The sequence below is a fragment of the Variovorax sp. J22R115 genome (assembly GCF_030317005.1).
Taxonomy (GTDB): domain Bacteria; phylum Pseudomonadota; class Gammaproteobacteria; order Burkholderiales; family Burkholderiaceae_C; genus Variovorax.
The window spans coordinates 192,224-216,311 of sequence record NZ_JASZYM010000007.1 but is presented as its reverse complement, the minus strand read 5'-3'; the positions used below and the strand labels follow the sequence as shown (position 1 = coordinate 216,311).

General features: G+C 67.1%; 24 protein-coding genes. 8 read left to right on the top strand and 16 right to left on the bottom strand.

The features are described 5' to 3' along the window. Nucleotides 1–4 precede the first annotated feature (4 nt). Complete coding sequence (locus QTI04_RS14510; protein WP_286616253.1) at nucleotides 5–1,474, bottom strand: PLP-dependent aminotransferase family protein; 1,470 nt, start codon at nucleotides 1,472–1,474, stop codon at nucleotides 5–7. A gap of 180 nt (nucleotides 1,475–1,654) precedes the next feature. Between QTI04_RS14510 and QTI04_RS14505 the strand changes: the two genes are divergently transcribed. After that, a complete protein-coding gene (locus QTI04_RS14505) occupies nucleotides 1,655–1,978 on the top strand; it encodes a hypothetical protein (protein ID WP_286616252.1) in 324 nt (107 codons plus the stop codon). Nucleotides 1,979–2,109: 131 nt separating this feature from the next. After that, nucleotides 2,110–2,505: a hypothetical protein gene (locus QTI04_RS14500; RefSeq protein WP_286601871.1), complete on the top strand. Its 396-nt coding sequence runs from the start codon at nucleotides 2,110–2,112 to the stop codon at nucleotides 2,503–2,505. A gap of 2 nt (nucleotides 2,506–2,507) precedes the next feature. On the opposite strand, the gene otsA is transcribed toward QTI04_RS14500, so the two are convergent. From otsA to QTI04_RS14460, 8 genes are all read right to left on the bottom strand, one after another. Further along, nucleotides 2,508–3,893, bottom strand: coding sequence for an alpha,alpha-trehalose-phosphate synthase (UDP-forming) (otsA, locus tag QTI04_RS14495; protein WP_286601873.1), 1,386 nt, complete (start codon nucleotides 3,891–3,893; stop codon nucleotides 2,508–2,510). Further along, entirely contained in the window at nucleotides 3,890–5,809 is a 1,920-nt protein-coding gene (locus QTI04_RS14490) for a glycoside hydrolase family 15 protein (protein ID WP_286601955.1), read from the bottom strand. Before QTI04_RS14490 ends, otsA begins: the two co-directional genes overlap by 4 nt. Before the next feature lie 2 nt (nucleotides 5,810–5,811). Further along, on the bottom strand, nucleotides 5,812–6,576 hold the full coding sequence (otsB, locus tag QTI04_RS14485) for a trehalose-phosphatase (RefSeq protein ID WP_286616251.1): 765 nt from the start codon (nucleotides 6,574–6,576) through the stop codon (nucleotides 5,812–5,814). 62 nt (nucleotides 6,577–6,638) lie between these two features. After that, nucleotides 6,639–7,907 (bottom strand): multifunctional CCA addition/repair protein, encoded by a 1,269-nt coding sequence (locus QTI04_RS14480; RefSeq protein WP_286616250.1) that lies wholly within the window; start codon nucleotides 7,905–7,907, stop codon nucleotides 6,639–6,641. Between the two features lie 29 nt (nucleotides 7,908–7,936). After that, on the bottom strand, nucleotides 7,937–8,620 hold the full coding sequence (locus tag QTI04_RS14475) for a glutathione S-transferase family protein (protein ID WP_286616249.1): 684 nt from the start codon (nucleotides 8,618–8,620) through the stop codon (nucleotides 7,937–7,939). Nucleotides 8,621–8,706: 86 nt separating this feature from the next. Further along, entirely contained in the window at nucleotides 8,707–9,267 is a 561-nt protein-coding gene (locus QTI04_RS14470; RefSeq protein ID WP_286616248.1) for an MgtC/SapB family protein, read from the bottom strand. Nucleotides 9,268–9,348: 81 nt separating this feature from the next. Then, nucleotides 9,349–9,948, bottom strand: coding sequence for a mechanosensitive ion channel family protein (locus QTI04_RS14465; protein ID WP_286616247.1), 600 nt, complete (start codon nucleotides 9,946–9,948; stop codon nucleotides 9,349–9,351). A gap of 29 nt (nucleotides 9,949–9,977) precedes the next feature. Continuing rightward, a complete protein-coding gene (locus QTI04_RS14460; RefSeq protein ID WP_286616246.1) occupies nucleotides 9,978–11,999 on the bottom strand; it encodes a lytic transglycosylase domain-containing protein in 2,022 nt (673 codons plus the stop codon). A gap of 9 nt (nucleotides 12,000–12,008) precedes the next feature. On the opposite strand from QTI04_RS14460, the gene QTI04_RS14455 reads away from it, so the two are divergent. Further along, complete coding sequence (locus QTI04_RS14455; RefSeq protein ID WP_286601884.1) at nucleotides 12,009–12,626, top strand: 5-formyltetrahydrofolate cyclo-ligase; 618 nt, start codon at nucleotides 12,009–12,011, stop codon at nucleotides 12,624–12,626. A 118-nt stretch (nucleotides 12,627–12,744) separates the two neighbouring features. Here QTI04_RS14455 and QTI04_RS14450 read toward each other — a convergent pair whose 3' ends face one another. After that, nucleotides 12,745–13,728, bottom strand: a complete 984-nt coding sequence (locus QTI04_RS14450; RefSeq protein WP_286601885.1) for a LysR substrate-binding domain-containing protein — start codon at nucleotides 13,726–13,728, stop codon at nucleotides 12,745–12,747. A gap of 149 nt (nucleotides 13,729–13,877) precedes the next feature. Here QTI04_RS14450 and QTI04_RS14445 point away from each other — a divergent pair, with 149 nt between their 5' ends. After that, complete coding sequence (locus QTI04_RS14445; protein WP_286616245.1) at nucleotides 13,878–14,207, top strand: DUF2917 domain-containing protein; 330 nt, start codon at nucleotides 13,878–13,880, stop codon at nucleotides 14,205–14,207. A 2-nt stretch (nucleotides 14,208–14,209) separates the two neighbouring features. Here the strand turns inward: QTI04_RS14445 and QTI04_RS14440 are convergent, their stop codons facing one another. Continuing rightward, complete coding sequence (locus QTI04_RS14440; protein WP_286616244.1) at nucleotides 14,210–14,602, bottom strand: BLUF domain-containing protein; 393 nt, start codon at nucleotides 14,600–14,602, stop codon at nucleotides 14,210–14,212. Between the two features lie 183 nt (nucleotides 14,603–14,785). Here QTI04_RS14440 and QTI04_RS14435 point away from each other — a divergent pair, with 183 nt between their 5' ends. Next, the gene (locus tag QTI04_RS14435; protein ID WP_336621890.1) at nucleotides 14,786–15,466 is read left to right on the top strand and encodes a Crp/Fnr family transcriptional regulator; all 681 of its coding nucleotides are present in this window, start codon (nucleotides 14,786–14,788) and stop codon (nucleotides 15,464–15,466) included. Between the two features lie 109 nt (nucleotides 15,467–15,575). Next, entirely contained in the window at nucleotides 15,576–16,838 is a 1,263-nt protein-coding gene (locus QTI04_RS14430; protein WP_286616243.1) for a hypothetical protein, read from the top strand. 50 nt (nucleotides 16,839–16,888) lie between these two features. Here QTI04_RS14430 and QTI04_RS14425 read toward each other — a convergent pair whose 3' ends face one another. Together QTI04_RS14425 and QTI04_RS14420 are read right to left on the bottom strand one after the other, a co-directional pair. Then, complete coding sequence (locus tag QTI04_RS14425; protein ID WP_286616242.1) at nucleotides 16,889–17,821, bottom strand: hypothetical protein; 933 nt, start codon at nucleotides 17,819–17,821, stop codon at nucleotides 16,889–16,891. A gap of 89 nt (nucleotides 17,822–17,910) precedes the next feature. After that, a complete protein-coding gene (locus QTI04_RS14420) occupies nucleotides 17,911–18,795 on the bottom strand; it encodes a DUF6279 family lipoprotein (RefSeq protein ID WP_286616241.1) in 885 nt (294 codons plus the stop codon). On the opposite strand from QTI04_RS14420, the gene glmU reads away from it, so the two are divergent. Continuing rightward, the gene (gene glmU / locus QTI04_RS14415) at nucleotides 18,794–20,218 is read left to right on the top strand and encodes a bifunctional UDP-N-acetylglucosamine diphosphorylase/glucosamine-1-phosphate N-acetyltransferase GlmU (RefSeq protein ID WP_286616240.1); all 1,425 of its coding nucleotides are present in this window, start codon (nucleotides 18,794–18,796) and stop codon (nucleotides 20,216–20,218) included. The genes QTI04_RS14420 and glmU overlap by 2 nt on opposite strands. A gap of 131 nt (nucleotides 20,219–20,349) precedes the next feature. On the opposite strand, the gene QTI04_RS14410 is transcribed toward glmU, so the two are convergent. Continuing rightward, nucleotides 20,350–20,862: an Lrp/AsnC family transcriptional regulator gene (locus QTI04_RS14410; RefSeq protein WP_286616239.1), complete on the bottom strand. Its 513-nt coding sequence runs from the start codon at nucleotides 20,860–20,862 to the stop codon at nucleotides 20,350–20,352. A gap of 106 nt (nucleotides 20,863–20,968) precedes the next feature. Between QTI04_RS14410 and glmS the strand changes: the two genes are divergently transcribed. Next, the gene (gene glmS, locus QTI04_RS14405) at nucleotides 20,969–22,849 is read left to right on the top strand and encodes a glutamine--fructose-6-phosphate transaminase (isomerizing) (protein WP_286616238.1); all 1,881 of its coding nucleotides are present in this window, start codon (nucleotides 20,969–20,971) and stop codon (nucleotides 22,847–22,849) included. 28 nt (nucleotides 22,850–22,877) lie between these two features. On the opposite strand, the gene QTI04_RS14400 is transcribed toward glmS, so the two are convergent. Beyond that, the gene (locus tag QTI04_RS14400; RefSeq protein WP_286601898.1) at nucleotides 22,878–23,309 is read right to left on the bottom strand and encodes a universal stress protein; all 432 of its coding nucleotides are present in this window, start codon (nucleotides 23,307–23,309) and stop codon (nucleotides 22,878–22,880) included. 10 nt (nucleotides 23,310–23,319) lie between these two features. Further along, nucleotides 23,320–24,033, bottom strand: a complete 714-nt coding sequence (locus QTI04_RS14395) for a TerC family protein (RefSeq protein WP_286616237.1) — start codon at nucleotides 24,031–24,033, stop codon at nucleotides 23,320–23,322. Nucleotides 24,034–24,088 lie beyond the last annotated feature (55 nt).

The following is a 24,088-nucleotide window of genomic DNA, read 5'->3' as shown; positions in this document are numbered from 1 at the left end:
CGGCTCAGGCCGCCTTGCGTACCGACACAGCCTGCGCAGCCGCGCATTCCCCGATGATCGCGCCCAGCCTGCGCAACCCCGCATCGATGGCATCGTCGTATGGCCAGCCGCAGTTGATGCGCAGGTAATGGTCGAAGCGCGACGAGTTGGAAAAGAGCGTCCCCGGCGCCACCAGGATCCGCTCCCGCAGGGCCGCATCGAACACCGTGGCGGACGAGAGACGCTCGGGCAGCTCCACCCACAGCTGCAAGCCGCCGGGCGGCAGATTCAGCCGCGTGCCGGACGGAAAGTGCGCCGCAATCGCATCGGCCGTGCGCTCGCGCTGCACCTGGAGCCGTTCGCGCAGGCGGCGCAGATGCCGGTCGTAGGCGCCCGTGCCCATGTACTCGCCGGCTGCGTGCTGCGCGAGTTCCTCGTTGCTGCGGGTCTGGGTGTACTTGAGCATTTCGACCCGCCCGTGCCAGCGGCCGGCCGAGATCCAGCCCAGCCGCAGCCCGGGCGCCAGCACCTTGTGCAGCGAGGCGCAGTGGATCACGTTGCCCGTGCGGTCCCACGACTTGATGGCGCGTGGTGGCGCGTCGGCATCGAGCAGTTCGCTGTAGGTGTCGTCCTCGATCAGCGCAATGGCATGACGCTCGCACAGCTCGACCAGCCGCTGCTTGTGCGCGTCGGGCATCACGCTGCCCAGCGGGTTCTGCAGATGCGGCACGACGACCACCGCCTTGATGTGGCCGTAGGCCTCGATCGCCATCTCCAGCGCCTCGACCGACAGGCCGGTCTGCGGGCTGGTCGGAATCTCCAGGGCGCGCATGCCCAGGCTTTCGAGCACCTGGAGCAGGCCGTAGAAGGTCGGTGACTCGACCGCCACCGTGTCGCCCGGCTGGGCCACGGCACGCAGCGCGAGGTTCAGTGCCTCGATGCAGCCGTTGGTCACCAGCACTTCCTCGGGTGCGAGGGTCATGCCCACGCGCAGGCCGCGCCGTGCCGCCGCTTCGCGCAGGGGCGTGCGAGCGCGCGAGGGTGCGGCCGTCGTCAGCAGGTTGGGCCGCTGGCGCAGCATGCGCATCATGATGGCGCGCAGGGCCTCGGCGGGATACAGCTCGGGCGCGCCGCGCGCCATCGAGAAGTCGACCTGCACCTCGCCTTGGCGCCGGCGCGCCACGAAGTCCGACACCTTGGAATGGATGCCTACGTACTGCGCGGGGTCGGGCGCCACGTCGGCGGCAGGTTCGTCCATGGTCGCGATCGCGAGCCGGCGCGGCCGCCGCACGAAGTAGCCCGAACGATCGCGGGCCTCTACCCATCCCTCGCTTTCCAGGGCGCGGCAGAACTGCAGCGCCGTCGAAAGACTGATGCCGTGCTGCCGCATCAGGCTGCGCAGCGAGGGCAGCTTGTCGCCCGGCCTGAGTGAGCCCGCACGGATCGCGTCCAGGTAGTGCGTGGCCAGTTGCCGGTAGAGCGGTGGCGATTCCATGCGGTCGATGCTCCCTCAGCCGGGGCGGCGGAAACAGATGCAGATTAGTGGGAAACGACCATAACAGATGCGCGTCGAGCGCCACTGTTCTGCCTGCGAATGCCCGCTGCTGTGCCTGTTTTTCCGGCAGCAGGCTGCCTACGATGAAGTCATCCCGATCAGTCTCAAAGAGGTGTTCCGATGACGAGCGAGTGTCTCCAAATCACATGTCTTCAACCGGGCCAGACCCTGCGCGTGGCCGTCGACGCGGGCTCTGCGCTGCTGGTCACGCGAGGCTGCGTGAGCGTGGTATCGCCGCCCTCGTGGTTTGGTGAAACGGTGTTCACTGCCAAGGCCACGCTGGACGAGGGCGAGGCCTACGTGGCCGAGCATGGTGGCTGGTTGGAGGTCTCGGCCCTGTCGCCGGCGCAGGTGCGCGGCTTGCCCCGCGCTGCGACCGTGGCGCCGCCGGCGCCTTCCCGCGTCACGCGGCTCGTGCAGTTGCTGGTCGGCAAGGCGGCCTGACGGTCGTGTGAACTGCGTCACATCGCCGACGCGAACTGCTTACTCGTCGCCGGCGCGGTCTCTGCCTACATTGACGGGCATGGGGCGCGCGAACCTGCCGGGCGCCCCGGACACCCAAAGGGAGCCCGCTCATGACCCGCTTCGTCGTTCACGTGATCTACCTCATCTCCGTGGTGGCCGCCGTGGCGGCGCTGTTGAACCCGGGTGCGGCTGCCGCGGCAGATCGCGTCTACCTGAACCGGGCCGACATCGAAGCCGGGCTGGTCGGCAAGCCGGTGCTGTCGAAGAACCTGGCGAGCGGGTCCATGTCGCACTGGGAATTCCGTCGCGACGGCACCGTCGAGGCCAGCCGCACCGGGCTCGGGAGGGCATCCGGTACGTGGGCAATCCAGGACGATGGGCGGATGTGCGTCACGATGGTGAATCGCACGGTGTGCCGGTACTGGTTCCGCACGGCGACTTCGCTGGCCAACGCCGACACGATGTCGCCGGACGCACCGACCGTTGCGGAAGTTCGCTTCGAATAGCCTTAGCGAACGCTCTCCGCTTCGCGCAGCGCGTTCAGGAAGCCTTCGCGCCACCAGTGCACATCCTGCTCGCGAATGCGCGCCAGCAGTTTCTGGTGGCGCTCGCGGCGCTCGTCCAGGGGCATCTGCAACGCCTGCTGCACCGTCTCCGCGGTGCCATGCGTGTCGTAGGGATTCACCAGCAGCGCTTCTCTGAGTTGCTCGGCGGCGCCGGCAAAGCGTGACAGCACCAGCACACCGGGGTCCGCCGGGTCCTGCGCCGCGATGTATTCCTTCGCGACAAGGTTCATGCCGTCGCGCAGCGGTGTGACGAGGCCGACGGCCGCGGCGCGGCACAAGCCCGGCACGCGCTTGCGCGCCACCATGCGGTGGATGTAGCGCACGGGCATCCAGTCGAGCTCCCCGTAGTCGCCGTTGATGGCGCCGCACAGCGATTCGAGTTCGCGCCGGATGTCGGCATAGGCGTCGACCGTCTCGCGCGTGGGCGATGCGATCTGGATCAGCGTGGCGCTGCGGCGGTTCTCGGGGTAGTTGGCCAGCAGTTCGCGGAACGAGCGCACCCGCTGCGGGATGCCTTTGGAGTAATCGAGCCGGTCGATGCCCAGCAACAGACGGCGACTGGAGTACTCGCGCCGCATGGTCTCGAACATGTCGCGCGACTCCTTCGCGTGAGTGAGCGCGGCGAACTCGTCGACGTCGATGCCGATCGGGAAGGCGTCGCAGCGTACTGTCTGGCCATAGGCGCGATAGTGCTGGTCGTCCAGCTTCTCGCCGTGGGCCTCGTTCTTTACGTAGTGCTCGAAGTGCTGCACGTCCTGGTGCGACTGGAAGCCGATCAGGTCATAGGCGAACAGCGAGCGCACCAGCCACTCATGCTGCGGGATTGCCGCCATGATGATCTGCGGCGGCAGTGGAATGTGAAGGAAGAAGCCGATGCGCTGCCGGCACCCCATCGCGCGCAGCTCGGCGGCCAGCGGGATCAGGTGGTAGTCGTGCACCCAGATGATGTCGTCGTCCTGCAGCAGCGGCATCAGCTTGCGGGCAAAGAGCTGGTTCACGCGCCGGTAGCCGCCGATGAAGGCCGCCTCGAAATGCGCGAGGTCGAGCCGGTCGTGGAACACCGGCCAGAGCACGTCGTTGCTGTAGCCGAGGTAGTAGCTGTCGTGGTCATCGCGGCTCAGGTCGATGGTGGCGAGCGTGACCTTGCCGGCCTGCTGCTTGTGCATCTCGCCTTCGCCGGTGGGCCCTTCCTCGACGATGGCGCCGCTCCAACCGAACCACAGGCCGCCGCTTTGCTGGAGGCTCTCGCCGAGTGCAACGGCCAATCCGCCGGCTGCCGGCTTGCGTGGATCGGCAACCCGGTTGGAAACCACCACCAGTCGACTCATATGCAGGAGTCCCAGGGTGCAGACAGTCTTACGGCCGCGTTGATGATGCCCACCATCGAGTAGGTCTGTGGGAAGTTGCCCCACATCTCTCCGGTGACCGGGTGCGTGTCCTCGGACAGCAGTCCCAGCGGATTGCGCGCCGCGAGCATGGTCTCGAAGATCTGCCGCGCCTCGGCCTTGCGGCCGATCTTGGCCAGCGCGTCGATGCGCCAGAAGGTGCAGATGTTGAAGGCCGTCTCGGGCTTGCCGAAGTCGTCGGCGGCTTCGTAGCGGCGCATGTAGGGGCCGTCGCAGAGCGACTTTTCCATCGCCTCGACGGTGGAGACGAAGCGCGGGTCGCGTGCGTCGATCAGGCCGACCTCGGCCATGAGCAGGATGCTCGCATCCAGTTCGTGGCCGCCGAAGCTTTCGGCAAAGGCCTGACGTTCCTCGCACCACGACCGGCTGAGGATCTCTTCTCGCATGCGCGACGAATGCCCATGCCAGTAGGCAGCGCGCTCCGTGAGTCCAAGCGCACGGGCGATCTTGGCGAGGCGATCGCAGGCGGCCCAGCTCATCAGCGCCGAACTGGTGTGGATGCGTGCGCGTGTGCGCAGCTCCCACATGCCCGCATCCGGCGTGCCGTAGACGCGGATCGCCTGCTCGCCGACAGCTTCCAGGTATGGAAACTCCGCCACGCCGGCCCGGCTCAACAGCCGATGGTCGTGAAAGGCCTGCGCCGCGCCGAGCACGATGTTGCCGTAGACGTCATGCTGGAAGTGCTCCTGCGCCTGGTTGCCGACGCGCACCGGCCCCATGCCGCGATAGCCGCTGAGGCCCTCGACGAAGGACTCCGGCAACTCGCCCTCCAGGCCGATGCCGTAGAGCGGCTGGATGTGTTCGCCGCGCGAGCCGATCACCACGTTGGACAGCCAGCGGAGGTAGTCCTCCATCGTGCCCACTTCGGAAAGGCTGTTGAGCGCGCGCACCACGAAGAAGGCATCGCGCAGCCAGCAGTAGCGGTAGTCCCAGTTGCGCTGGCTGCCCGGCGCCTCGGGGATGCTGGTGGTCATCGCGGCGACGATCGCGCCCGTGTCCTCGTAGAGCGAGAGCTTGAGCGTGATGGCCGCGCGGATCACCGCGTCCTGGTATTCGAAGGGAATCGCGAGCCGCTTGCTCCAGGTGCGCCAGTAGGCGATGGTCTCCTGCTCGAAATGGCGGGCCGTGTCGGCGATGCCGTCGGTCAGCGTCTCGTCGGCACCCAGCACGAAGTTGTATTCGCGCGAGAGAACGAAAGCCTGGCGCGACAGGATGTGCGAGACCGACGCGTCGGTGTTCAGCCGCAGCGTGAAGTCGGGCCCCACGTAGCGGATGTGGTTGCTGCCGCGCGTGATGGTCGGCGCCATGGTGCCCCACTGGAAGCGCGGCGCGAGCGTGACGCGGATGCGCGGCGTGCCCTTGATCGGCTTGACGCGACGCACCATTGTGAGCGGCCGGAAGTAGCGCGAGCGGCTGTGGAAGCGCGGCGCCAGGTCGGTGATCTCGATGCCCTGGCCGGCAGAGTCGAAGAGCTGGGTGCGAAGCACGGCGGTGTTCGGCTCGTACCACTGCTTCGACGATGCGAAGTCCTCGATCTCGATGGCCCAGGCGCTCGCATCCTCGCCCGTGTGCAGCAGCGCGTTGAAGACGGGGTCGCCGTCGAAGCGCGGCAGGCAGCTCCACACGACGCGGCCGCGCCCGTCGATCAGCGCGCTGTAGGCGCAGTTGCCGATGACGCCGACGTTGAGCGAGGCCTCGGCCGGCGGTCCGAAGCCGGTGCGCGCGGAAGGATCGGTGATGGCCTCGGGATGGGCGGGCGCCTTGTCGCTGGCGCCCGCTGCGCCCGCGACGGACTGGCCGGCGCGGTCTTCAGGCGCGTCGACCTCTTTCTGGAGAATGGTCATGCCGGTTTCCTTGGGGTTGCGGGTGGCGATGCCGCGAGCAGGTCCCGCGCTGCCACCAGCCATTCGAACACCTCGCGCGGCGAATCGAGCCGATGCAGCGCCAGGCTGGGACCGGAGCCGACCTTGATCGCCACGCCACCGCGCGGCTGCACGATGGCGAAGCCGCTTTCGTCGGTGGTGTCGTCGCCGGCAAACACCGGCACGCGGCCCGCGAACGGCGCTTCGCGCAGGAAGGCGTCGATCGCGACACCCTTGTTGATGCCCGCCGGTTTGACTTCGAACACGAACTTGCCGTGCAGCAGTTCGAACTGCGGCTGGCCGTCGATCGCGCGCGCCATGGCATCGCGGCAGACGGCCTCGAGTTGTGGCGCAAGCCGGTAATGCAGGGCGATGGCGGCGTGCTTGCGCTCGACCAGCAGCCCTTCGTACACGCGGGCAAGTTCGTTGGCCACTGCGAGCACCGCAGTGAGATCCAGTGCGCGCTGCTCCTGCATCTGGCCTTCGGCGTCGCGTCGCTGTACGCCGTGTTCGCCGGCAGCAGGCAGGCGCAGCGGCGCGAGAAAGCGGTCGAGCACGTCGATCTGCCGGCCCGAGACGACCGCCAGCGCACCGCCCAGCAGATCATGCAGGTCGCTGAGCAGCGGGACCATGGCGGCGGGGACGTGGACGGCCTCCGGTGTCTCGGCGATCGCCACCAGAGTACCGTCGAAGTCGAGGAAGAGGGCCGCGTCGGGCGTGAGTCGGGGGGGCGTCTGCAGCATGGAGGGAAAACCATAGCAGACTCACGCCGCGCGGCGCGTCGGCCAAAGCCATCAATCCACCTTCAGGAGGAGGGTTGCAGGGCCGCGTCCACCGCAGCGATGCGCGCGCGCGCGATGGCCTCGCCGATCTTCGGTCCTGCCGCGCCGGCCTGCTGCGCTTCTCGTGCGATGGGCTCGGTGGCGACGGACTGCGCGGCGGCCAGGGCCGCCAGCAGGCGCGTGCGCGGCGGATAGGGCGCGTCTTCGAGGCCGAGGCGTCCCCGCGCATCGCATTCGCAAGCCAGCAGGGCCTCGTCGAAGCGCTCCGGCTTGCGGAAGGCATCGCAGCGCTCCAGCAGGCGGACGACCGCCGCCGCGTTCAGTTCGCCGCTGCGGTGGATGTTGCCGTGCTCGCGTGCGACCACGTCGGCGAGTTCGCGGATGTCGACGGGCACGCGCCATCGGTCGCACACCGCGCGCAGCAGCTTCGCGCTGCGCTGCTCGTGCCCGATGTGGCGCGGCAGCACATCGGCCGGCGTCGTGCCCTTGCCGAGGTCGTGCACCAGGCATGCGAAGCGCACGGCCAGCGGCGCGTGCAGGTGCGCTGCCATGTCGAGCACCATCATCAGGTGCACGCCGGTATCGACTTCGGGGTGGTGGGCTTCCGGCTGAGGCACGCCCCAGAGGCGGTCGACCTCGGGCAGCAGCACGGCCAGCGCGCCGCATTCGCGCAGCAGCTCGAACATGCGCGAGGGCTTGTCTTCCATCAGGCCGCGCGTGAGTTCCTGCCAGACACGCTCGGGCACCAGTGCATCGGCTTCGCCGGCTTCGACCATTTCGCGCATCAGCACCATCGTCTCGGGGGCGACGTGGAAGTCGGCGAAGCGCGCGGCGAAGCGCGCGACGCGCAGGATGCGCACCGGGTCTTCGCGGAAGGCCTCGGTCACGTGGCGCAGTTGCTTCTGCTGCAGGTCGCGCCGGCCGTGGAAGGGGTCGATCAGATCGGCCGGGTCCAGGTCGAGCCGGTCGGAGGCGTTGATCCGCGCTTCGGGCAGCGCGATGGCGTTGATGGTCAGGTCGCGTCGCGCGAGGTCCTGTTCGAGCGTGACGTCCGGCGCCGCATGGACGACGAAGCCGCGATAGCCCGGCGCGCTCTTGCGCTCGGTGCGGGCGAGCGCGAATTCCTCGCGCGTCTCGGGGTGCAGGAAGACGGGGAAGTCGCGCCCCACGGGCAGGAAGCCGCGCGCGACCATCTGTTCGGGCGTGGCGCCGACCACGACCCAGTCGTGATCGCTGCCGGGCCTGCCCAGCAGCGCATCGCGGATCGCGCCGCCGACGAGATAGGTTTGCATGGGGCGGAGTGTAGGGCGCCCCGATTCCCTCAGCGCTCCAGGCGGTAGGGCTCGTCCCTGAGAACGAAGTCCTTCTCGACAAGCGCTTCGGCGATCCAGGCCTCGACGCCCGGCAAGGCCAGCACGCGCGCGACATAGGCAGAGATGGCGGCAGGCACGGGCAGGGCGAAGGTCTTGATGCGCATGCAGACAGGCGCGAAGTAGGCGTCGGCGGTGCTGAACTCGCCGAAGAGCATCGAGCCGCCATGGGCATCGAGCAGGCCGCTCCAGAGTTGCACGATGCGGTCGAGGTCGGCGCGCACGGCGGGCTGGTCGCGCAGGATCAACCGGCCCTGAAGGCTCAGGTCGGCCTCGATGTTCATGCCGCAGTGGCTGCGCAGCGCGCGGAAGCCCGCGTGCATCTCGGCGCATGCGCTGCGTGCCTGGGCGCGCCGGGCCTTGTCGGCGGGCCAGAGCTTGGTATCGGGATGCGTCTCGGCGAGGTATTCGCAGATGGCGAGGGTGTCGTAGACGACGATGTCGCCGTCCTGAAGCACCGGCACCGTGCCCGTCGGGTTGAGCGGCAGGATGGTGTGCTTGAACTTCGAGTGCTCGTCGAAGGAATCGAAGCGGACCATCACTTCCTCGAACGCGATGCCGGCCTGCTTCATGAGCACCCAGGGTCGCATCGACCAGGACGAGTAGTTCTTGTTGCCGATGTAAAGCTTGATCATGCGGGCCTCTCGGAAGTGATGCAAAGCCTTCGATGCTAGCGGCGTCGGCCGGGGCCATTGATGCCATCGCGGCCCGGAATTGATGCTTAGCGCGGGGGAGCGTCGTCCGGCTTGGTGATCACGCGCGGTGGCGTCGCTTCCGGCGCGGGCGGGCCCGCCAGCCGCTCGATGAGTGTCACCAGCCGCGGCACGAGCGCCAGTACCACCAGCGCCAGCAGAGCGCTGAGCACCGCGGTCACTTCGCGGCCGAGTCCGCAGGCCATGCCGATCGCCGCGGTCATCCAGAGGCCGGCCGCGGTGGTCAGGCCCTGAACGTTCTGCTCGTCCCGGCCCTGCTTGAGGATGGTGCCGGCGCACAGGAAGCCCACGCCCGCCACCAGGCCCTGGATCACCCGGCTCATGTCGGCCGGCTGGATGCCGGCCTGCTGCGGCACGAGCACGAAGAGGGCCGAGCCGATCGCCACCAGCATGTGGGTGCGCACGCCGGCGGCCTTGCCCTGGTGCTCGCGCTCGAAGCCCAGCATGAATCCCAGGACCGCGGCCAGCAACAGGCGTACGAGGATGCGCAGTACTTGCGGGAGATCCGGAACGTCGGAGAACTCGGCGGCGAGCACCTCGGTGGTCGCGGCCCAGACAGAGGCGGCCATGCTGCAGGAGGAAAGGGGAGAGGCCGCAGTTTGGCCGCGGGCTGCGCAACCGACTGTAGGACGCCGGCACTTTTTCGAAGATCAGCCGGGCGGGGTGTCCGGGGAGCGCGGTGAAGTGAGATCCACAGTCCGCGGCAGCGCAGGGGAACTGCCGTGCCAGCGGCGCACCGCGCGCTGAAAGAACATGCTGTTGGGGATCTTCAGCGTGGTGCCTTCCTCTGCGCTGCCGCTCTCCTGCAGCGTGGTGTAGACCAGGTTGATGTCCATCACGCGGCCCTTGAGACCCGGCTTTTCGCCGTTCTCCAGCACCTCGACCGTGTCGCCGCGCCAGAACATGCGGGTCGTGAAGATCAGCAGCGCGCAGAAGATGTTCGACAGCACGCTCCACGCCGCGAAGAAGGCCACGGCGCCGACGGCAGCAAAGCCGGTGAAGGCGCCCCAGAGCACGGTGCCCGAGACGCCCAGCCGCTCCAGGCCCCACAGCAGGGCGCCACCATAAAGCAGGAAGCCGACGGTGCGGCGCGTGATCAGGGCCACATCCTCGGGCAGCGCGTAGCTCGTGGTCACGCGCTCGATCACTCGGCGCACGAAGCGGTACACCAGCCAGGCCGCCAGCAGGATCAGCGCCACCTGTATCAAGGGGATGGCGATGTCCAGCGTTTCGTTGGCCCAGTCGGGCAACCGGGCGCGCAGGTTCTGCAGGATGCGGATCAGGGCAGATCCTTGTTGGGTTCCGGCAGCGCGGCATCACGCGGCCCGACCCGACCGAGACGGTCCTTGAGCGACTGCGGCCGGCCGGAGATCAGCGCTGCGTAGTTCGTGGTGTTCGCGAGCACCTTCTTGACGTAGTCGCGCGTCTCGGTGAAGGGCACGTTCTCGGCCCAGATCGCCGCGTCCATCACCGGCCCGTTGCGCCAGTTGCGCGGCCGGCCGGGGCCGGCGTTGTAGGCCGCAGCGGCCAGCGCCATGGAGCCGTCGAAGTCGTCGAGCGCGAGCTTCAGGTAGTTGGTGCCGATCGTGATGTTGGTCTCGCGGTCGTTGATCTGGCCGGGCGTGAAGTCGTACATGCCGATCTTCTTGGCGGTCCAGCGCGCGGTGGCCGGCATCACCTGCATGAGGCCGGAGGCACCGACGCCCGAGCGCGCGTCCATGATGAAGCGGCTTTCCTGGCGGATCAGGCCGTAGACGTAGGCCGGGTCGAGGCCGATCTCCTGGCTCTTGCGCACCACGGTGTCGCGGAAAGGCATCGGGAAGCGCTGGTCGATATCGATCACGCCCTTGGTGCGCTCGCTGGTGTTGATGCAGCGGTCCCACACCTCACGCTGGCAGGCGAGGTCGGCGGCGGCGAGCAGATCGCGGTCGCTCATGCCGCCCTTGTCGTGCAGGTTGGTCGCGTAGTTCCACTCGCGCGTGCCTTCGGGCCGCAGGCCGATGGAGATGGCGTAGAGCGCGCGCTGGAGCGCTGGGTTGTTGCGTGCCGCGGCCTTCTCCTCGGGCGTGAGCGGATCGGGGCGCGTGGGCACTGCGGCGCGCTGGCCCAACTCCTCGAGGGCCAGCAGTTCGTAGAAGCCGCGTGTGCCTGCGATGCTTTCGAAGAGCGTGCGGGCCTCGGCCCGGCGATCGTCGCCGCCGATGGCCGTCAGCGCGCGGCCTTTCCAGTAGACCCAGGTCGGATCGAGCTGCTGCACTTCGCTCATCGCGTCGATGGCGGCCAGCACCTGCTTCCATGCGCCGGCGCGCAAGGCGGCGCGGGCCTTCCACGAGAGCATGTCGTCGGACAGGTCGCCGATCTTCGTGACGTTCGCGAAATAGGTATTGGCCATCGGCGAGAGCTTGGTGGCGAACTGCCGCCCGATGGCGCCCCAGAGCCAGTTGCGCTCCTCGGCGGAAAGCATCGTGGACCATTTGCTTTCGAGTTGGGATGCGGCCACTTCCGGATCGGCGACGGTCATCTTGATCAGCGCGAGCACCACCAGCTCCCTGCGCGACTTGGCGACGGCGAAGCCGCGACCGGTCAGGAACTTGGCGGGGCTGGCGTTCATCTCGTCGAACATCGGGATCGCATCGGGTGCCACGAGCATCACTGCCGCGCGGGCGGCCTGCGGTCGGTTGGCCTCGATCGACAGGCGGGCCTTCTTCCAGGCGTCGTTGGGCGACATGAGGCGCGCGCCGATCATGCGGTCGGCGGCGGTCAGGCAGCCGTCGTCCAGTTCGCGCTGGCCGAGCCAGGCGCGGCGCACCTCGTCGGCTTGCGCCTGCGTGGCACTGCCGTTTCGCAGCGTGTCGACCAGGATCGCGTAGCAGCGCACCTGGGCATCGTCGTTCATGCGATAGGCCGGGTGCTGGGTCATGAAGCTGTCCCAGTCGCGGCGCTGGCCCGCGAGCAGCAGCCAGTCGTTGCGCAGGCGGTCTTCCTGGTAGGTGCCGGCGTAGCGTGTGAGGAAGTCCTGCACCTCCTGCGGGCTCGCCTCCTGCAGCCGGGCCTTCAACTCCCAGTACGCGGCCCAGGGCTCCAGCGCGTGGCCGCGCGCTTGCGGCAGCAGGGCCGCGAGGCGGGCCTTGTCGCCGCGCTGGGCGGCCTGCTTCATCTGCAGCAGCACGTCGTCGTTGCCGTTTTGCGCGCGGGCGGGCTGGAGCACCGCTGCAGCCGCCAGCACGAGCGAAAGAGAAAGGGTGGAAAGGGAGGCGCGCGGCTGGCGGCGCGCGGATGCCAAAATGCTTGCGAACTGCATCGGGGGATTATGGACAAGTCAAAGGGTGCCGACACCTCGGCAACTGCCACATTTCTCAAGGGCCAAGTGCGTGCCGCGTTGATCGAACAGCGCCTCGCCATGCCCGACCGTCTCGCTCGCGCCGATCTGCTGCAGCGCGTGATGCGCATCTGGCTGGTCGGGCGGCCGGACACGGTGATCGGCGCCTACTGGCCGATCAAGGGCGAATTCGATCCGCTGCCCGCGCTGCACCGCTGGAAAGAGGACGGCGAGCTGCTCGACGAACCGCACCGCCGGCGCATCGGACTGCCGGTGGTCGACCGGGTGCACAAGACCCTGACCTTCCATTCCTGGTATCCCGGCTGCCCGATGGAGAACGATGCCTTCGACATCCCGAAGCCGAAGGACACCGAACTGATCGTGCCGACGCTGCTTTTCGTGCCTTGCCTGGGCTACAGCGAGGGCGGCTATCGGCTCGGCTACGGCGGCGGCTTCTACGACCGCACGCTCGCGGCGCTGGAGCCGCGGCCCTTCACGGTGGGGCTCGGTTTCGCGAACGGCCTCGTCGCGAATTTCGAGCCCGAGGCGCACGACGTGCCGCTGGACGCCATCCTGAATGACGATGGCGTAGTCTGGCCCAGGGGGTAAGGCTCGCCCCCAGGCTTGCTCACTTCGTGTAGCCGCCCACCCCCTACCGGGGGCAACACCTGCGGCCCGGCAAAGCCGGTTCCGCGGTGTTTCACCAACGGGCCTGACCGCCGGGGCATCAGTCCATCTGATCGATGGTGTCGGGGTCGGGGACTTCGCCGATGGTTTCGCGGGTGGTCACGGCCTGGCTCAGCAGCCATTCGTTGAAGGCCTGGATCTCGGAGCGTTGCGCGCTGCGCGGGCCGGTGATGAGCCAGTAGGCCATCGGTGAATCCATGCGGTAGTGCGGCAGCACTTCCACCAGGTCGCCGTTGGCCAGGCTTTCCGCGATGAGCGAGCTGCGCGCGAGCACCACGCCCTGCCCGGTGAGTGCGGCCTGGACCATCTGGTAGGCGTAGTTGAAATAGAGCCAACGCCGCGGCTCGGCGCGCGACAGGTTGTTGACCTCGAACCAGCGGCGCCAGGTCAGCCATTCGAGGTGCGTGCGATGTGCGTCGCCGGCCTCGATCAGCGTGAAGCGGGCGATGTCGGCCGGTTCCTTGATCTGCGGGTTGCTCTTGATCAGCCAGGGGCTGGCCACCGGCGTGATCGTCTCGCCGAAGAGCCGCATCGCCCCCGGCGGCATGTTTTCCCGCGGGCCGTAGCGCAGGGCGATGTCGACGTCCGCGATGTCCAGGTCGAGCGCGACGTCGCTGGCGTCGATCCGGATGTCGATCTCCGGGTTGTCGCGCTGGAAGGCCTCCAGCCGCGGAATCAGCCACATCGAGGCGAAGGAGGCGAAGGTGGTCAGCGACACGCTCTTGCGCCCCGCGTTCTGGCGAATCAGGCGCACCGCGCCGTCGATGCGCGGCAGCGACTGCTGGACGGCCAGCAGCAGATGCGCACCGGCGCTCGTCAGTTCGACCGCCCGCGTGTGGCGCAGGAACAGCGGCACGCCCACTTCTTCTTCCAGGGACTGGATCTGCCGGCTGACGGCGGATTGGGTGAGGGCCATTTCCTCGGCTGCGGCGCGAAAGTTCAGGTGGCGGGCGACCGCCTCGAACGCACGCAGATGGCCGGCGGAGATCGGCCGGGAACGGAGGTGGGTTTGCGAATGGAGCATGTGGAGGGCTTCGGACGGTCTGGCGATTGATGCGAAACCGGAATCAGTAGGCTACCGCGTTTTCATTGGACTGCCAACGAGGGCGGGCGGATCATTCATTCCCGAAGCGCGCCATTTGCGCACTTTCAAATCCCTCCCAGGAGTCCACCATGTCTGCCGTTTGCACCTCTTCTTCGCTTCCCTCCGTTGCACTGGCCCGTCCGGCCGCCGTGCCGCCGGCAGTGCGCCGCGGTGCCTGGCAGCTGGAAGCCGGCCATGCGATCAGTCTCAAGGCTTCCAGCGCCAGTGTCCTGCGCGTCCGGCAGGGCAGGGTGTGGGTCACGCGTGATGCCACCGTCCACTCGGGCAGCGAGGATCTCGTGCTGGCCCCGGGCGAATCGCTGGCCGTGGACCGTGGCCAGCGCATCGTGATGGAGCCGTGGGACGGCAACGGCGCGACCTACACGTGGGATGTCGCCGCGGTCGCCCGCGCTGCCTGAGTTCAGCCTGCGATGTCGAACCGGGGGCGCAGCGCCAGAAAGCGCTGCAGCGCCTCGGCGCCTTGCAGGGCAAGAACGTCTGCCAGGTCGTCGCGTTCCTCGACCTCGGCAAAGCCCATCTCGAAGCGCTGGTAGCGGCGCTGCAGCAGCGAACCCTCGAAGAGCACGCGCACCTCCGCATGGCGGGGGTCTGCCTGGAGACGGCGCATCAGCGAGAGCACCTGTTCGCTCGGCCCCTCGAAGTGCTGGCAGAAGCGCATGCCGTCGAACACCAGCAAGCCCGTGATCCCGGTCTCCGCATTGCGGGCTCGTGCCCGGGTGACGATCCGGCCGACCACCGTGGTGGGCTGGTCTGGCGCAAGCAGGCTGGAATACAGGATTTCGTGGAGTTGCATCGACGTTCAGGGGGAAGAAGCGTCGGCAGTTTAGGAGCGGGCAACGCGGCGGAAAATGTCAAAAGACACACGCGTGTGGCCTATAGTGTTCAGGTGAAGTTCGAGGACTATCCAGCTCCCGTCTCTCCGCCTCGCTGTGCACATCCGTGTGACGAATGCGGCCTGCGCAAGAACCCCGCCTTCGTGCCCGCGTCTGCGGAGGAAGTGCGCGTGATCGAATCGTTTCGCAGCGGTACGCGCATCGTCGAAGCCGGTCGGCCCATCATTGCCGAACAGCGCGCTAGCCCCCAACTCTTCACGCTCTATTCCGGTTGGGCCTTTCGCTACAAGACGCTCAGCGACGGCCGCAGGCAGATCCTCAGTTTCCTGCTGCCGGGCGATTTCATGGGCTTGCAGGAGGAATTCGCCGACGGCGAGACCCATGGCGTGGAAGCCGTGACCGGCGTCACGCTCTGCGCCTTCGATCGCGACAAGCTCTGGGACCTGTTCCGCTCGCACCCCAAGCTCGGCTACGACATCACCTGGCTCACGGCGCGCGAGGAGAAGATGGTGGACGACAACCTCGTCACCGCGGGCCGGCGCAATGCCAGCGAGCGCGTCGCCATGCTGCTGATGCACCTCTATCGCCGGGCGGAGCGCGTCGGCATGGTGCGCGACGGCTGGGCGGAGTTTCCGTTCAACCAGCAGCACATCGCGGATGCGCTCGGCTTGTCGCTGGTGCACACCAACAAGACATTGCGGCGCCTCGAGCGCCTCGGGCTGCACAAGCTCGACAGTGGGTGGCTGCGCATCATGGAGCCGCATGCGCTCGAGCGCCTGGGCGACTATTTCGAACGGCCCATGCGGCCGACGCCGCTGATCTGACGCGGCTTCCGAACGCCATCGCTTATCGTAGAGGCCCTGCCCGGATAATCCGCGGCTCCCAGCCAGCCCGGCGACCGCCGGCCATTCACATGACCGACGCCGCCTGCCTGTGAAGCTCCTTGCCCGTTTGCGCCAGATCGCCATGGTTGGCGGTGTCGAAACCTTTGGCGTGGCCGTCGGCGGCATCGCCGGCCTGCTCATCGTTAACGTGCTGCCGAAGGACCAGTACGCCGCCTACACCTTCCTGGTGGCCTGCATCACGCTCATCCTCGGCGTGACCGACCTGGGGCTCGCGCACTGCTGTCTTCCGGTCGTCGGGCAGCGCACGAACGAGATTCCCTGGGTGGTCGGCGCCTGCCAGCAGGTCTTCCGCAAGCGCTGGCTGTTGCTGGGCCTGGGGCTGGCGATCGTGGCGCCCTACTGGTTCATCACCTCGCGCGAGCATGGCTGGGGCGGGGGAGGCTATCTGCTGGCGTCGGCGTTCATGATCGTGATCGTGCTCCTGACCTTGCGGGAGCACTTCGCCAGCACGGTGCTGCTGATCCTGGGCCACATCTCCACCCTGAACCGGATCGGGTTCTCGTCGCACTTCGTGCGGATCGCCTTCGTCGGCGCGGTGCTGCTGCTGCCGATGACCTCGTGGTCCGTGGCCGGCATCGTGGCGGCCACGGCCGCCGCGAGCCTGGTGAGCGTCGTGCTCTACCGCAACGAATTCAGGTCTCGCGAAATCGTGAATTCCCGGCTGGAAGGCGACGACGCCCGACGCGTGGATGCGCAGGTGATCCAGATCGCCAAGCCCCTGGTGTTGCCGGCGATCTTCTACCAGGTGCAGGGCGTGATCACCGTGTTCCTGGTCTCGATGTTCGGCACCTCGAGCATGGTGGCCGAGGTGGGGGCCTTCGGCCGGCTGGCCATGGTGCTCATCGTGGTGGATCGGGTCACCAACATCCTGCTGTTCCCCGTCATCGCGCGTGCGCCGGAGGGGGAGCGGCTGCGCAGGATGCTGCTCCAGGGCCACCTGGTCTATCTCTTCCTGATGGCGCTGGTGCTGCTGACCTCGATCTACCTTCCGCAGTACTGGATCCTGCTGCTGGGCGAGAAGTACCGCAGCATGGAACCGCTGGTGTGGATGGTGTTCCTGGCCTCGATCCTCCAGAACGCGTCGGGCTTCGCCTTCCGGACGATGACGGTGCGCGGCGTGACGGCGGGCCAGACCTACAGCATCCCGGTGACGCTGTTGACGCAGGTCGCTTATCTGGCGATCGTCGGCGTGAGCGACCTGCGCTCGGTGCTGGGCTTTGCGATCGCGACCAGCGTGGCCAACTTCGTCTATCAATACTCCCTGCTCATCTTGCGCGGGCGGAAGATGTGACTCGCCAGCGGCCCGGCGGAGCCGGTTCCGCGGTGTCTCTGGAGTTTTGGCTAGCTGCGCTTGTAGACACGGCCGATGGCGGCGGCCAGCTTGAGCGCGAACTGGCGCTTGGCGAGTTCGCCGTCCGAATACACCTTGATCGGCGCATTGGCGAAGCGGTAGTACCACTTGCTGGCGGCAGTGGGTGGGCGGCCGCGCAGGGCCTGGCGGATGTGGCCGCCGTGCCAGGGCTTGACGGAGCCGATGGCGTGCGAGAGGTAGTAGCCGCCGGGCGCGAAATCCATGGCCTCGGGGCCGGCGGTGTTGAGCGGCGCCTCGCAGACCGTGAGGGCGAAGTTGAGAGCGTCCTGGTCCGTCGAATGGAACAGGGCCGCCGAGCCTCCAGCCTTCAGTTGTTTGGAGTTGGCGTTGTAGGCCACCACCAGGTCGCACAGGCGGCGCCACAGGTCCAGGAAGTCCAGGTGCTGGCGGGAGACCGCGATGAAGCCGGCGTTGTAGTAGCGATCGAGCGTGCGTCGCGGCGTCGCGCCGTGCGGCTCGAAGAAGCGGTTCCACAGCAGGCGCTTGGGGTGCCGTGCCGGAAAGCACCAGTTGACGTCTTCCGCGAGCGAAATGCCATCTTCGGTGAACCATCCCGTGAAGGCGGGCCAGTCGCATTTCAGGACGATGTCCGGATCGATGTAGGCGACGATGGTGGAAGCCGGCGCATGTTTCTCGAACATCTCGCGGATGAAGGTGGGCTTGTAGTAGGTGAAGTGCAGCGGCGTGTCGAGTTCGACCATGCACAGCTTCAGGGTCGGCGCGACCTGCAGCTGGCCCGTGGCGCGATCGAAGGCCGGCGAATCCACGATCCAGCCCGGCAGCGCACCGCGATAGCCGACCCACAGGTCGCCCTCATAGCCCGCGGCAATCAGTGAATTCGACAGCGCCGCGACGCCGAAATGGTAGTTTCCTTCGAAGAGCGTGCAGAGCGAGATGTTCATGGGTGATCTGGTGAGTCGCTCCCAAGTGTAAACAAATGTTGTACTTTGTCGCCGCACTTTTCATGTGCCGTTTGGCGTATTCCAGGAGTTCACTGCGACGTCGCCAAGTCGCGTAGATCGTTCTCGTACGACTGCAACCGCCGCACCGCCTTGTCGCGCTGGGCCGGGCTGGTCTGGTTGTGGAACTCGGCGATGTCGTGGCAGGCCTCCCGCTGCAGCGCTTGTTGCCGGTCGCGCCAGGGACCCGGCGGCGGACTGGCGATGCGCAGCACGTAGGCATGGATCGCCGCCTGCGCTTCGGGCGGCGGGGTCTTCTGTGCGTTGAAGCGGCGCAGCAGCGTCAGCGCCTCGCGCTGACGCCGCTTGCGCTCCGCATCGAGTTCGCGCGGATCGAACACGGACCGCGCCACCTGCAGCCTGAGGAGATCGCGTTGCTGCGCATCGAGCCGCCCGTAGAAATCCTCGCTGCGTTCGACGAATTTCTCGTAGCGCATCTCCTGCTGCTTTTCGATGCTGCGCTCCAGCCAATCCTTGCGGTAGTCCGCGTTGATCTTCGTGTACTTGCGTTCGAGCTGCTGCAACTGCGATTCGGTCAGGCTCACCGCAAGTTCGGCGCCGGCCGTTTCCGCTCGCTCCGCCAGGGCGAGCAGCCGGTTGCGGATCTCGTTCACCATGTCGCAGGTCTGCTCGGGCGTGACGTCGTTGGGCGCCAGCGTCTGCGCCTTCTGCATCATGGCGACGACCCTGGGCAGTTCGTTCTGGCGATGCCAGGCCAGCAGATGGTCCAACTCGTCGCGCACACGGGGGGTCTGGGTGCCGTCGAAATCGAGGTAGCCGTCGAGCCACCAATAGCTGACTTCCGGCAGATTGTTGTATGCCAGCTTGACGGCGCTGCACGCCGCCAGAGTGGCGCCGAGAACCAGCACGCCGATAATTCGCGCCAGCTTTGCGCAACGAATCAGAGAAAAAGGCATGAATCAGACTCCGCAGGACAACAACCAGGAACCCGTCGACGTCGTCATCATGGCGGCCGGAAAAGGCACGCGCATGAAGAGCAGCTTGCCGAAAGTGTTGCATCGTTTGGGTGGGCGTGCACTTGTTGCGCACGTGATCGACACCGCGGGACGTATCGGCGCGCGCAACGTCGTCGTCGTGACCGGCCATGGCGCGACGGATGTCGAGACCGCGCTCGAGGGCGCCGTGGCGGGCGTGACGCCCCAGTTCGCGCGCCAGGTGCCGCAACTCGGCACGGGCCACGCCATGCAGCAGGCGGCGCCGCTCCTTCCCGACGATGGCACGGTCGTGGTTCTCTCGGGCGATGTGCCTCTGATCGGTGACGACACCTTGCGCGCGCTGGTGGCCGAGAGCGCCGGCCGGCGCCTGGCGCTCCTCACGATCTGTGTCGACGAGCCGACCGGCTACGGCCGCATCATCCGTGCGCCGGGGCACGAAGCCGAGGGCGAAGTGCTCGCCATCGTCGAAGAGAAGGACGCGAACGAGGCCCAGCGCGCCATCCAGGAGGTCTACAGCGGCGTCATGGCGGTGCCGACCCGCCTGCTCAAGTCCTGGCTCGGGCGGCTGGACAACAAGAACGCGCAGGGCGAGTTCTACCTGACCGACGTGGTGGGCTTTGCGACCATCGATGGCGTTCCGGTCGTCGCGCACCGAACCGACGATGCTTTGCAGGTGGCCGGCGTCAACAGCCCCACCCAGCTCGCGGCGCTCGAACGCGCCTACCAGCGACGCCAGGCCGACGCGCTGATGGTGCAGGGCGTGCGGCTGGCCGACCCGGCGCGCTTCGACCTGCGCGGCACGCTGGCCTGCGAATCGGATGTCGAGATCGACGTCAACTGCGTGTTCGAAGGCGCGGTGTCGCTGGGCGCCGGCGTGCGCATCGGGGCGAACTGCGTGATCGCCAACGCGCGCATCGAGACCGGTGCGGTGATCCATCCGTTCACCCACATCGACGGCGAGAAGGCCGGCGTGACGGTGGGCGCGGGCTCGCTGGTCGGGCCCTTCGCGCGGCTGCGCCCCGGCGCTCGCCTGGGCGCGGAGGTGCACATCGGCAACTTCGTGGAGGTCAAGAATTCGACCCTCGCCGCGGGTGCGAAGGCCAACCACCTCGCGTACCTGGGTGATGCTACGGTCGGCCAGCGCGTCAACTATGGCGCCGGCAGCATCACGGCCAACTACGACGGCGCCTTCAAGCACCGCACGATCATCAGTGACGACGTGCACGTGGGCAGCAATTGCGTGCTGGTCGCGCCCGTCACGATCGGTGCCGGTGGCACGATCGGCGGGGGCTCGACGGTCACCAAGAGCACGGAGCCGGGTGCGCTGACCATCTCGCGGGCGCGTCAAACCAGCTTCCCGAACTGGCAGCGACCGAAAAAGTAGCTCGCCCCAGGCTTGCTCACTTCGTGTAGCCGCTCACCCCCTGCCGGGGGCAACACCGGCGGCCCGGCGGAGCCGGTTCCGCGGTGTTCCTGGATCCAGGCAATTGGCGGTTGCGCCGCGCTCAGGTGAGGTCAGGCGAGTGACGGCAGAGGCACGCGGGGCGCGAACTTCGCGCGCTTGATGCTGAAGAAGGCCTTCACGTTGCGCACGTTGGCGTCGTTCGTGAAGAGGCGTTGCGCGAGCGCCTGGTAGGCGGGCATGTCGCGAACGGTGACAACCAGAACGAAATCCGGGCCGGGCGAGACGCGGTAGCACTGCTGCACGGCATCGTCCGGCGCGACGCGCTGCTCGAAGGCGTCGAGCGCGGAGGCGTCCTGCCGGTCCAGCGAGACCTCGACCACGGCCGTGAGCAGGGGGCCGATGCGGTCGGCGCTCAGGATGACGACCTGGCTTTCGATCCATCCAGCCTCGCGCAGGCGGCGCAGGCGTCGCAGGCAGGTGGGCGGCGAGATGTTGAAGCGCTCGGCGAGCGACTGGTTGCTTGGGGACGCGTCATCTTGCAGCGCGTCGAGTAGGCGCAAGTCGATGTCGTCTAGGTCTGAAAATTTCACAACAAAGATAATAGTGGAATAAAAGTCCATCATTCAATGAACGAGAAATTAAGGGTTAAATAATATGAAAAAACTGACCTGAAATTTCACGGATGTCGGCCTACCATCGGTCCAACTTCCAATCGCAGGATCAGCTCATATGTGTGGCATCGTCGGCGCCGTTTCCGGGCGCAATATCGTTCCCGTCCTCGTGCAGGGCTTGCAGCGCCTCGAATACCGCGGCTACGACTCCTGCGGCGTGGCCGTCCACGCGGGCGGCCTGCAACGTGCCCGCACCACCTCGCGCGTGGCCGAACTGCTGACGCAGGTACGTGACGAGCACATCGAAGGGAGCACCGGCATCGCCCACACGCGCTGGGCCACGCACGGCGCACCGGCGGTGCACAACGCGCATCCCCATTTCAGCCACGGCCCCGGCACGGATGCGGAGGCCGCGCGGCCCGGACGGGTGGCGCTGGTGCACAACGGCATCATCGAGAACCATGAATCTCTGCGCGCGGCGCTGCAGGCGAAAGGCTATGTCTTCGCGAGCCAGACCGACACCGAGGTCATCGCGCACCTGATCGACAGCCACTACGACGGCGACTTGTTCGAAGCCGTGAAGGCGAGCATCAAGCAGCTCCAGGGCGCGTACGCCATTGCTGCGATCTGCCGCGACGAGCCGCACCGGGTGGTCGGCGCGCGCGCCGGCTCACCGCTGATCCTCGGCGCCGGCAAGGAAGAGGGTGAGAACTTCCTCGCGAGCGATGCCATGGCGCTGGCCGGCGTGACCGACCAGATCGTCTACCTCGAAGAGGGCGACGTGGTCGACATCCAGCCCGGCAAGTACTGGATCGTCGACCGCGCCCACAAGCCCGTGACCCGCGTCGTGCGCACGGTGCAGGCGCACAGCGGCGCGGCGGAACTTGGGCCCTACCGCCACTACATGCAGAAGGAAATCTTCGAGCAGCCGCGCGCGATCTCGGACACGCTCGAAGGCGTGGAAGGTATCGTGCCCGAGCTCTTCGACGGCGTCGGCACCGACGGCGCACCGGGCGCGGCCGCCTGGCGCGTGTTCAACGAAATCGACAACGTGCTGATCCTGGCTTGCGGTACCAGCTACTACAGCGGCTGCACGGCCAAGTATTGGCTCGAAAGCATCGCGAAGATCCCGACGCAGGTCGAGATCGCGAGCGAATACCGCTACCGCGACTCCGTGCCCGATCCGAAGACTCTGGTCGTGACCATCAGCCAGTCGGGCGAGACCGCCGACACGCTGGCCGCGCTCAAGCACGCGCGGTCGCTGGGCATGGAGCACACCCTCACCATCTGTAACGTCGCGACCAGCGCGATGGTGCGCGAGTGCAAGCTGGCCTACATCACGCGCGCCGGCGTCGAGATCGGCGTGGCGTCGACCAAGGCCTTCACGACGCAACTCGCGGGCCTCTTCCTGCTCACGCTCGCGCTGGCGCAGTCCAAGGGTCGCCTGCCTGAAGCCGACGAAGCCCGATACCTGAAGGAAATGCGGCACCTGCCGGTGGCGTTGCAATCCGTGCTCGCACTGGAGCCGCAGATCATCAGCTGGTCAGAAGACTTCGCGCGCAAGGAGAACGCGCTCTTCCTCGGCCGCGGCCTGCACTACCCGATCGCCCTGGAAGGCGCGCTCAAGCTCAAGGAAGTGACCTACATCCACGCCGAGGCCTACGCGGCCGGCGAACTCAAGCACGGCCCGCTCGCCCTGGTCACGAGCGAGATGCCCGTGGTGGCCGTTGCGCCCAACGACGCCCTGCTCGAAAAGCTCAAGAGCAACCTGCAGGAAGTCCGCGCGCGCGGCGGCGTGCTCTACGTGCTGGCCGACGGCGACACGCACATCGAGAGCGGCGAAGGGCTTCACGTGATTCGCATGCCGGGGCACTACGGGGCGCTGTCACCGCTGCTGCACGTGGTGCCGCTGCAATTGCTGGCTTATCACACGGCGTGCGCGCGCGGGACGGATGTGGACAAGCCGCGGAACCTGGCGAAGAGCGTGACGGTGGAGTAGTGGTTGGTCTTGGCTGATTGGTGGATGATCAGGAACTGATGACCTGGGGGTCACCGCTCGCACTCAGGTGTTGACGCACCTGCTGCGCCAGCGAGCCAAAGATCGTTCCCGCCAGACTCGGTTCGTCGCGGCCGAAGACGATACGGTCGCAGCCGTAGTCGCGTGCGGCCATGGCGATCGTCTCGGCACTGCGCCCCACCAGCACGGTGCTGGCGTAGGGCACCCCGGCCAGATCGAGCAGCTTCTGCGCGTACTGCAGATCTTCGGCGCCCGCGCTGAGCTGCAAGTCCAGCAGCTCGCGCTTGTTGAAGAGCATCGCGACATGTCCAGAGACCATGGGCTGCACGCGCAGCAAGCGGATGCTCACCCGGTCGTTCCGGCGCATGCGCAGGACCTGTTCGATGGCCGAGCGCGTCCGGGCCGGCTGATCCGGGTCGATGGGTACCAGGATACGCGTCACGCCGGCACCCTCAGACGGCAGGCTGCTTCTTGGTCGCCTGCAGTTCTTCGCGGCGCTGTTCGCGGCGGCTGCTCATCCACTTGCCAACCGCCACCACGAGCAGAGCACCGAAGGCCGGGACCATCGTGTGCAGCGCGTGACGATCGGCGACCCAACCAGCGATGGCCGGATCCGAAATGGCCATTTCTCCGGCCACCCAGCCGAGCAGCGCGGCGCCGAGCACGATGATGATCGGGAATCGATCCATCAGTTTCAGGATCAAGGTGCTGCCGAAGATGATCAGCGGAATGCTGATCACCAGACCGAACACGAGCAGCGGAACATTTCCCTTGGCTGCAGCGGCGACGCCGACGACGTTGTCCAGGCTCATGACCAGATCGGCCAGCACGATGGTCTTGATGGCCGCAGCCAGACCAGCGTGGCCCTCCAGGCCCGTTTCCTCGTCTTCCTGTTGAAGCAAGCCAATGCCGATCCAGAACAGCAGCGCCGCGCCAACCAGCTTGAGGTACGGCAGGGTCAGCAGGTAGACGGCGAAGAAGGTCAGCACCACGCGCAACACGATCGCTCCGACGCTGCCGAACAGGATGGCCTTTTTCTGCTGGGCGGGCGGCAGCGAGCGGGAGGCCATCGCAATGACGACCGCGTTGTCGCCGCTCAGGACGATATTGATCAGGATGATCTGCGACAGTGCGATCCAGAATTCAGCACTCGAAAAAAGCGACACGGTGACTCCTCGTTCAATGGTTCGAACCACAGCGGTTCTGACCTTTCGAGCGTAG

What these genes read in the sequence shown, in the direction of transcription:
- QTI04_RS14510 (WP_286616253.1), bottom strand. Translation starts at nt 1,474, where the DNA reads ATGGAATCGCCACCGCTCTACCGGCAACTGGCCACGCACTACCTGGAC.
- QTI04_RS14505 (WP_286616252.1), top strand. Translation starts at nt 1,655, where the DNA reads ATGACGAGCGAGTGTCTCCAAATCACATGTCTTCAACCGGGCCAGACC.
- QTI04_RS14500 (WP_286601871.1), top strand. Translation starts at nt 2,110, where the DNA reads ATGACCCGCTTCGTCGTTCACGTGATCTACCTCATCTCCGTGGTGGCC.
- otsA (WP_286601873.1), bottom strand. Translation starts at nt 3,893, where the DNA reads ATGAGTCGACTGGTGGTGGTTTCCAACCGGGTTGCCGATCCACGCAAG.
- otsB (WP_286616251.1), bottom strand. Translation starts at nt 6,576, where the DNA reads ATGCTGCAGACGCCCCCCCGACTCACGCCCGACGCGGCCCTCTTCCTC.
- QTI04_RS14480 (WP_286616250.1), bottom strand. Translation starts at nt 7,907, where the DNA reads ATGCAAACCTATCTCGTCGGCGGCGCGATCCGCGATGCGCTGCTGGGC.
- QTI04_RS14475 (WP_286616249.1), bottom strand. Translation starts at nt 8,620, where the DNA reads ATGATCAAGCTTTACATCGGCAACAAGAACTACTCGTCCTGGTCGATG.
- QTI04_RS14470 (WP_286616248.1), bottom strand. Translation starts at nt 9,267, where the DNA reads ATGGCCGCCTCTGTCTGGGCCGCGACCACCGAGGTGCTCGCCGCCGAG.
- QTI04_RS14460 (WP_286616246.1), bottom strand. Translation starts at nt 11,999, where the DNA reads ATGCAGTTCGCAAGCATTTTGGCATCCGCGCGCCGCCAGCCGCGCGCC.
- QTI04_RS14455 (WP_286601884.1), top strand. Translation starts at nt 12,009, where the DNA reads ATGGACAAGTCAAAGGGTGCCGACACCTCGGCAACTGCCACATTTCTC.
- QTI04_RS14450 (WP_286601885.1), bottom strand. Translation starts at nt 13,728, where the DNA reads ATGCTCCATTCGCAAACCCACCTCCGTTCCCGGCCGATCTCCGCCGGC.
- QTI04_RS14445 (WP_286616245.1), top strand. Translation starts at nt 13,878, where the DNA reads ATGTCTGCCGTTTGCACCTCTTCTTCGCTTCCCTCCGTTGCACTGGCC.
- QTI04_RS14440 (WP_286616244.1), bottom strand. Translation starts at nt 14,602, where the DNA reads ATGCAACTCCACGAAATCCTGTATTCCAGCCTGCTTGCGCCAGACCAG.
- QTI04_RS14425 (WP_286616242.1), bottom strand. Translation starts at nt 17,821, where the DNA reads ATGAACATCTCGCTCTGCACGCTCTTCGAAGGAAACTACCATTTCGGC.
- glmU (WP_286616240.1), top strand. Translation starts at nt 18,794, where the DNA reads ATGAATCAGACTCCGCAGGACAACAACCAGGAACCCGTCGACGTCGTC.
- QTI04_RS14420 (WP_286616241.1), bottom strand. Translation starts at nt 18,795, where the DNA reads ATGCCTTTTTCTCTGATTCGTTGCGCAAAGCTGGCGCGAATTATCGGC.
- QTI04_RS14410 (WP_286616239.1), bottom strand. Translation starts at nt 20,862, where the DNA reads ATGATGGACTTTTATTCCACTATTATCTTTGTTGTGAAATTTTCAGAC.
- glmS (WP_286616238.1), top strand. Translation starts at nt 20,969, where the DNA reads ATGTGTGGCATCGTCGGCGCCGTTTCCGGGCGCAATATCGTTCCCGTC.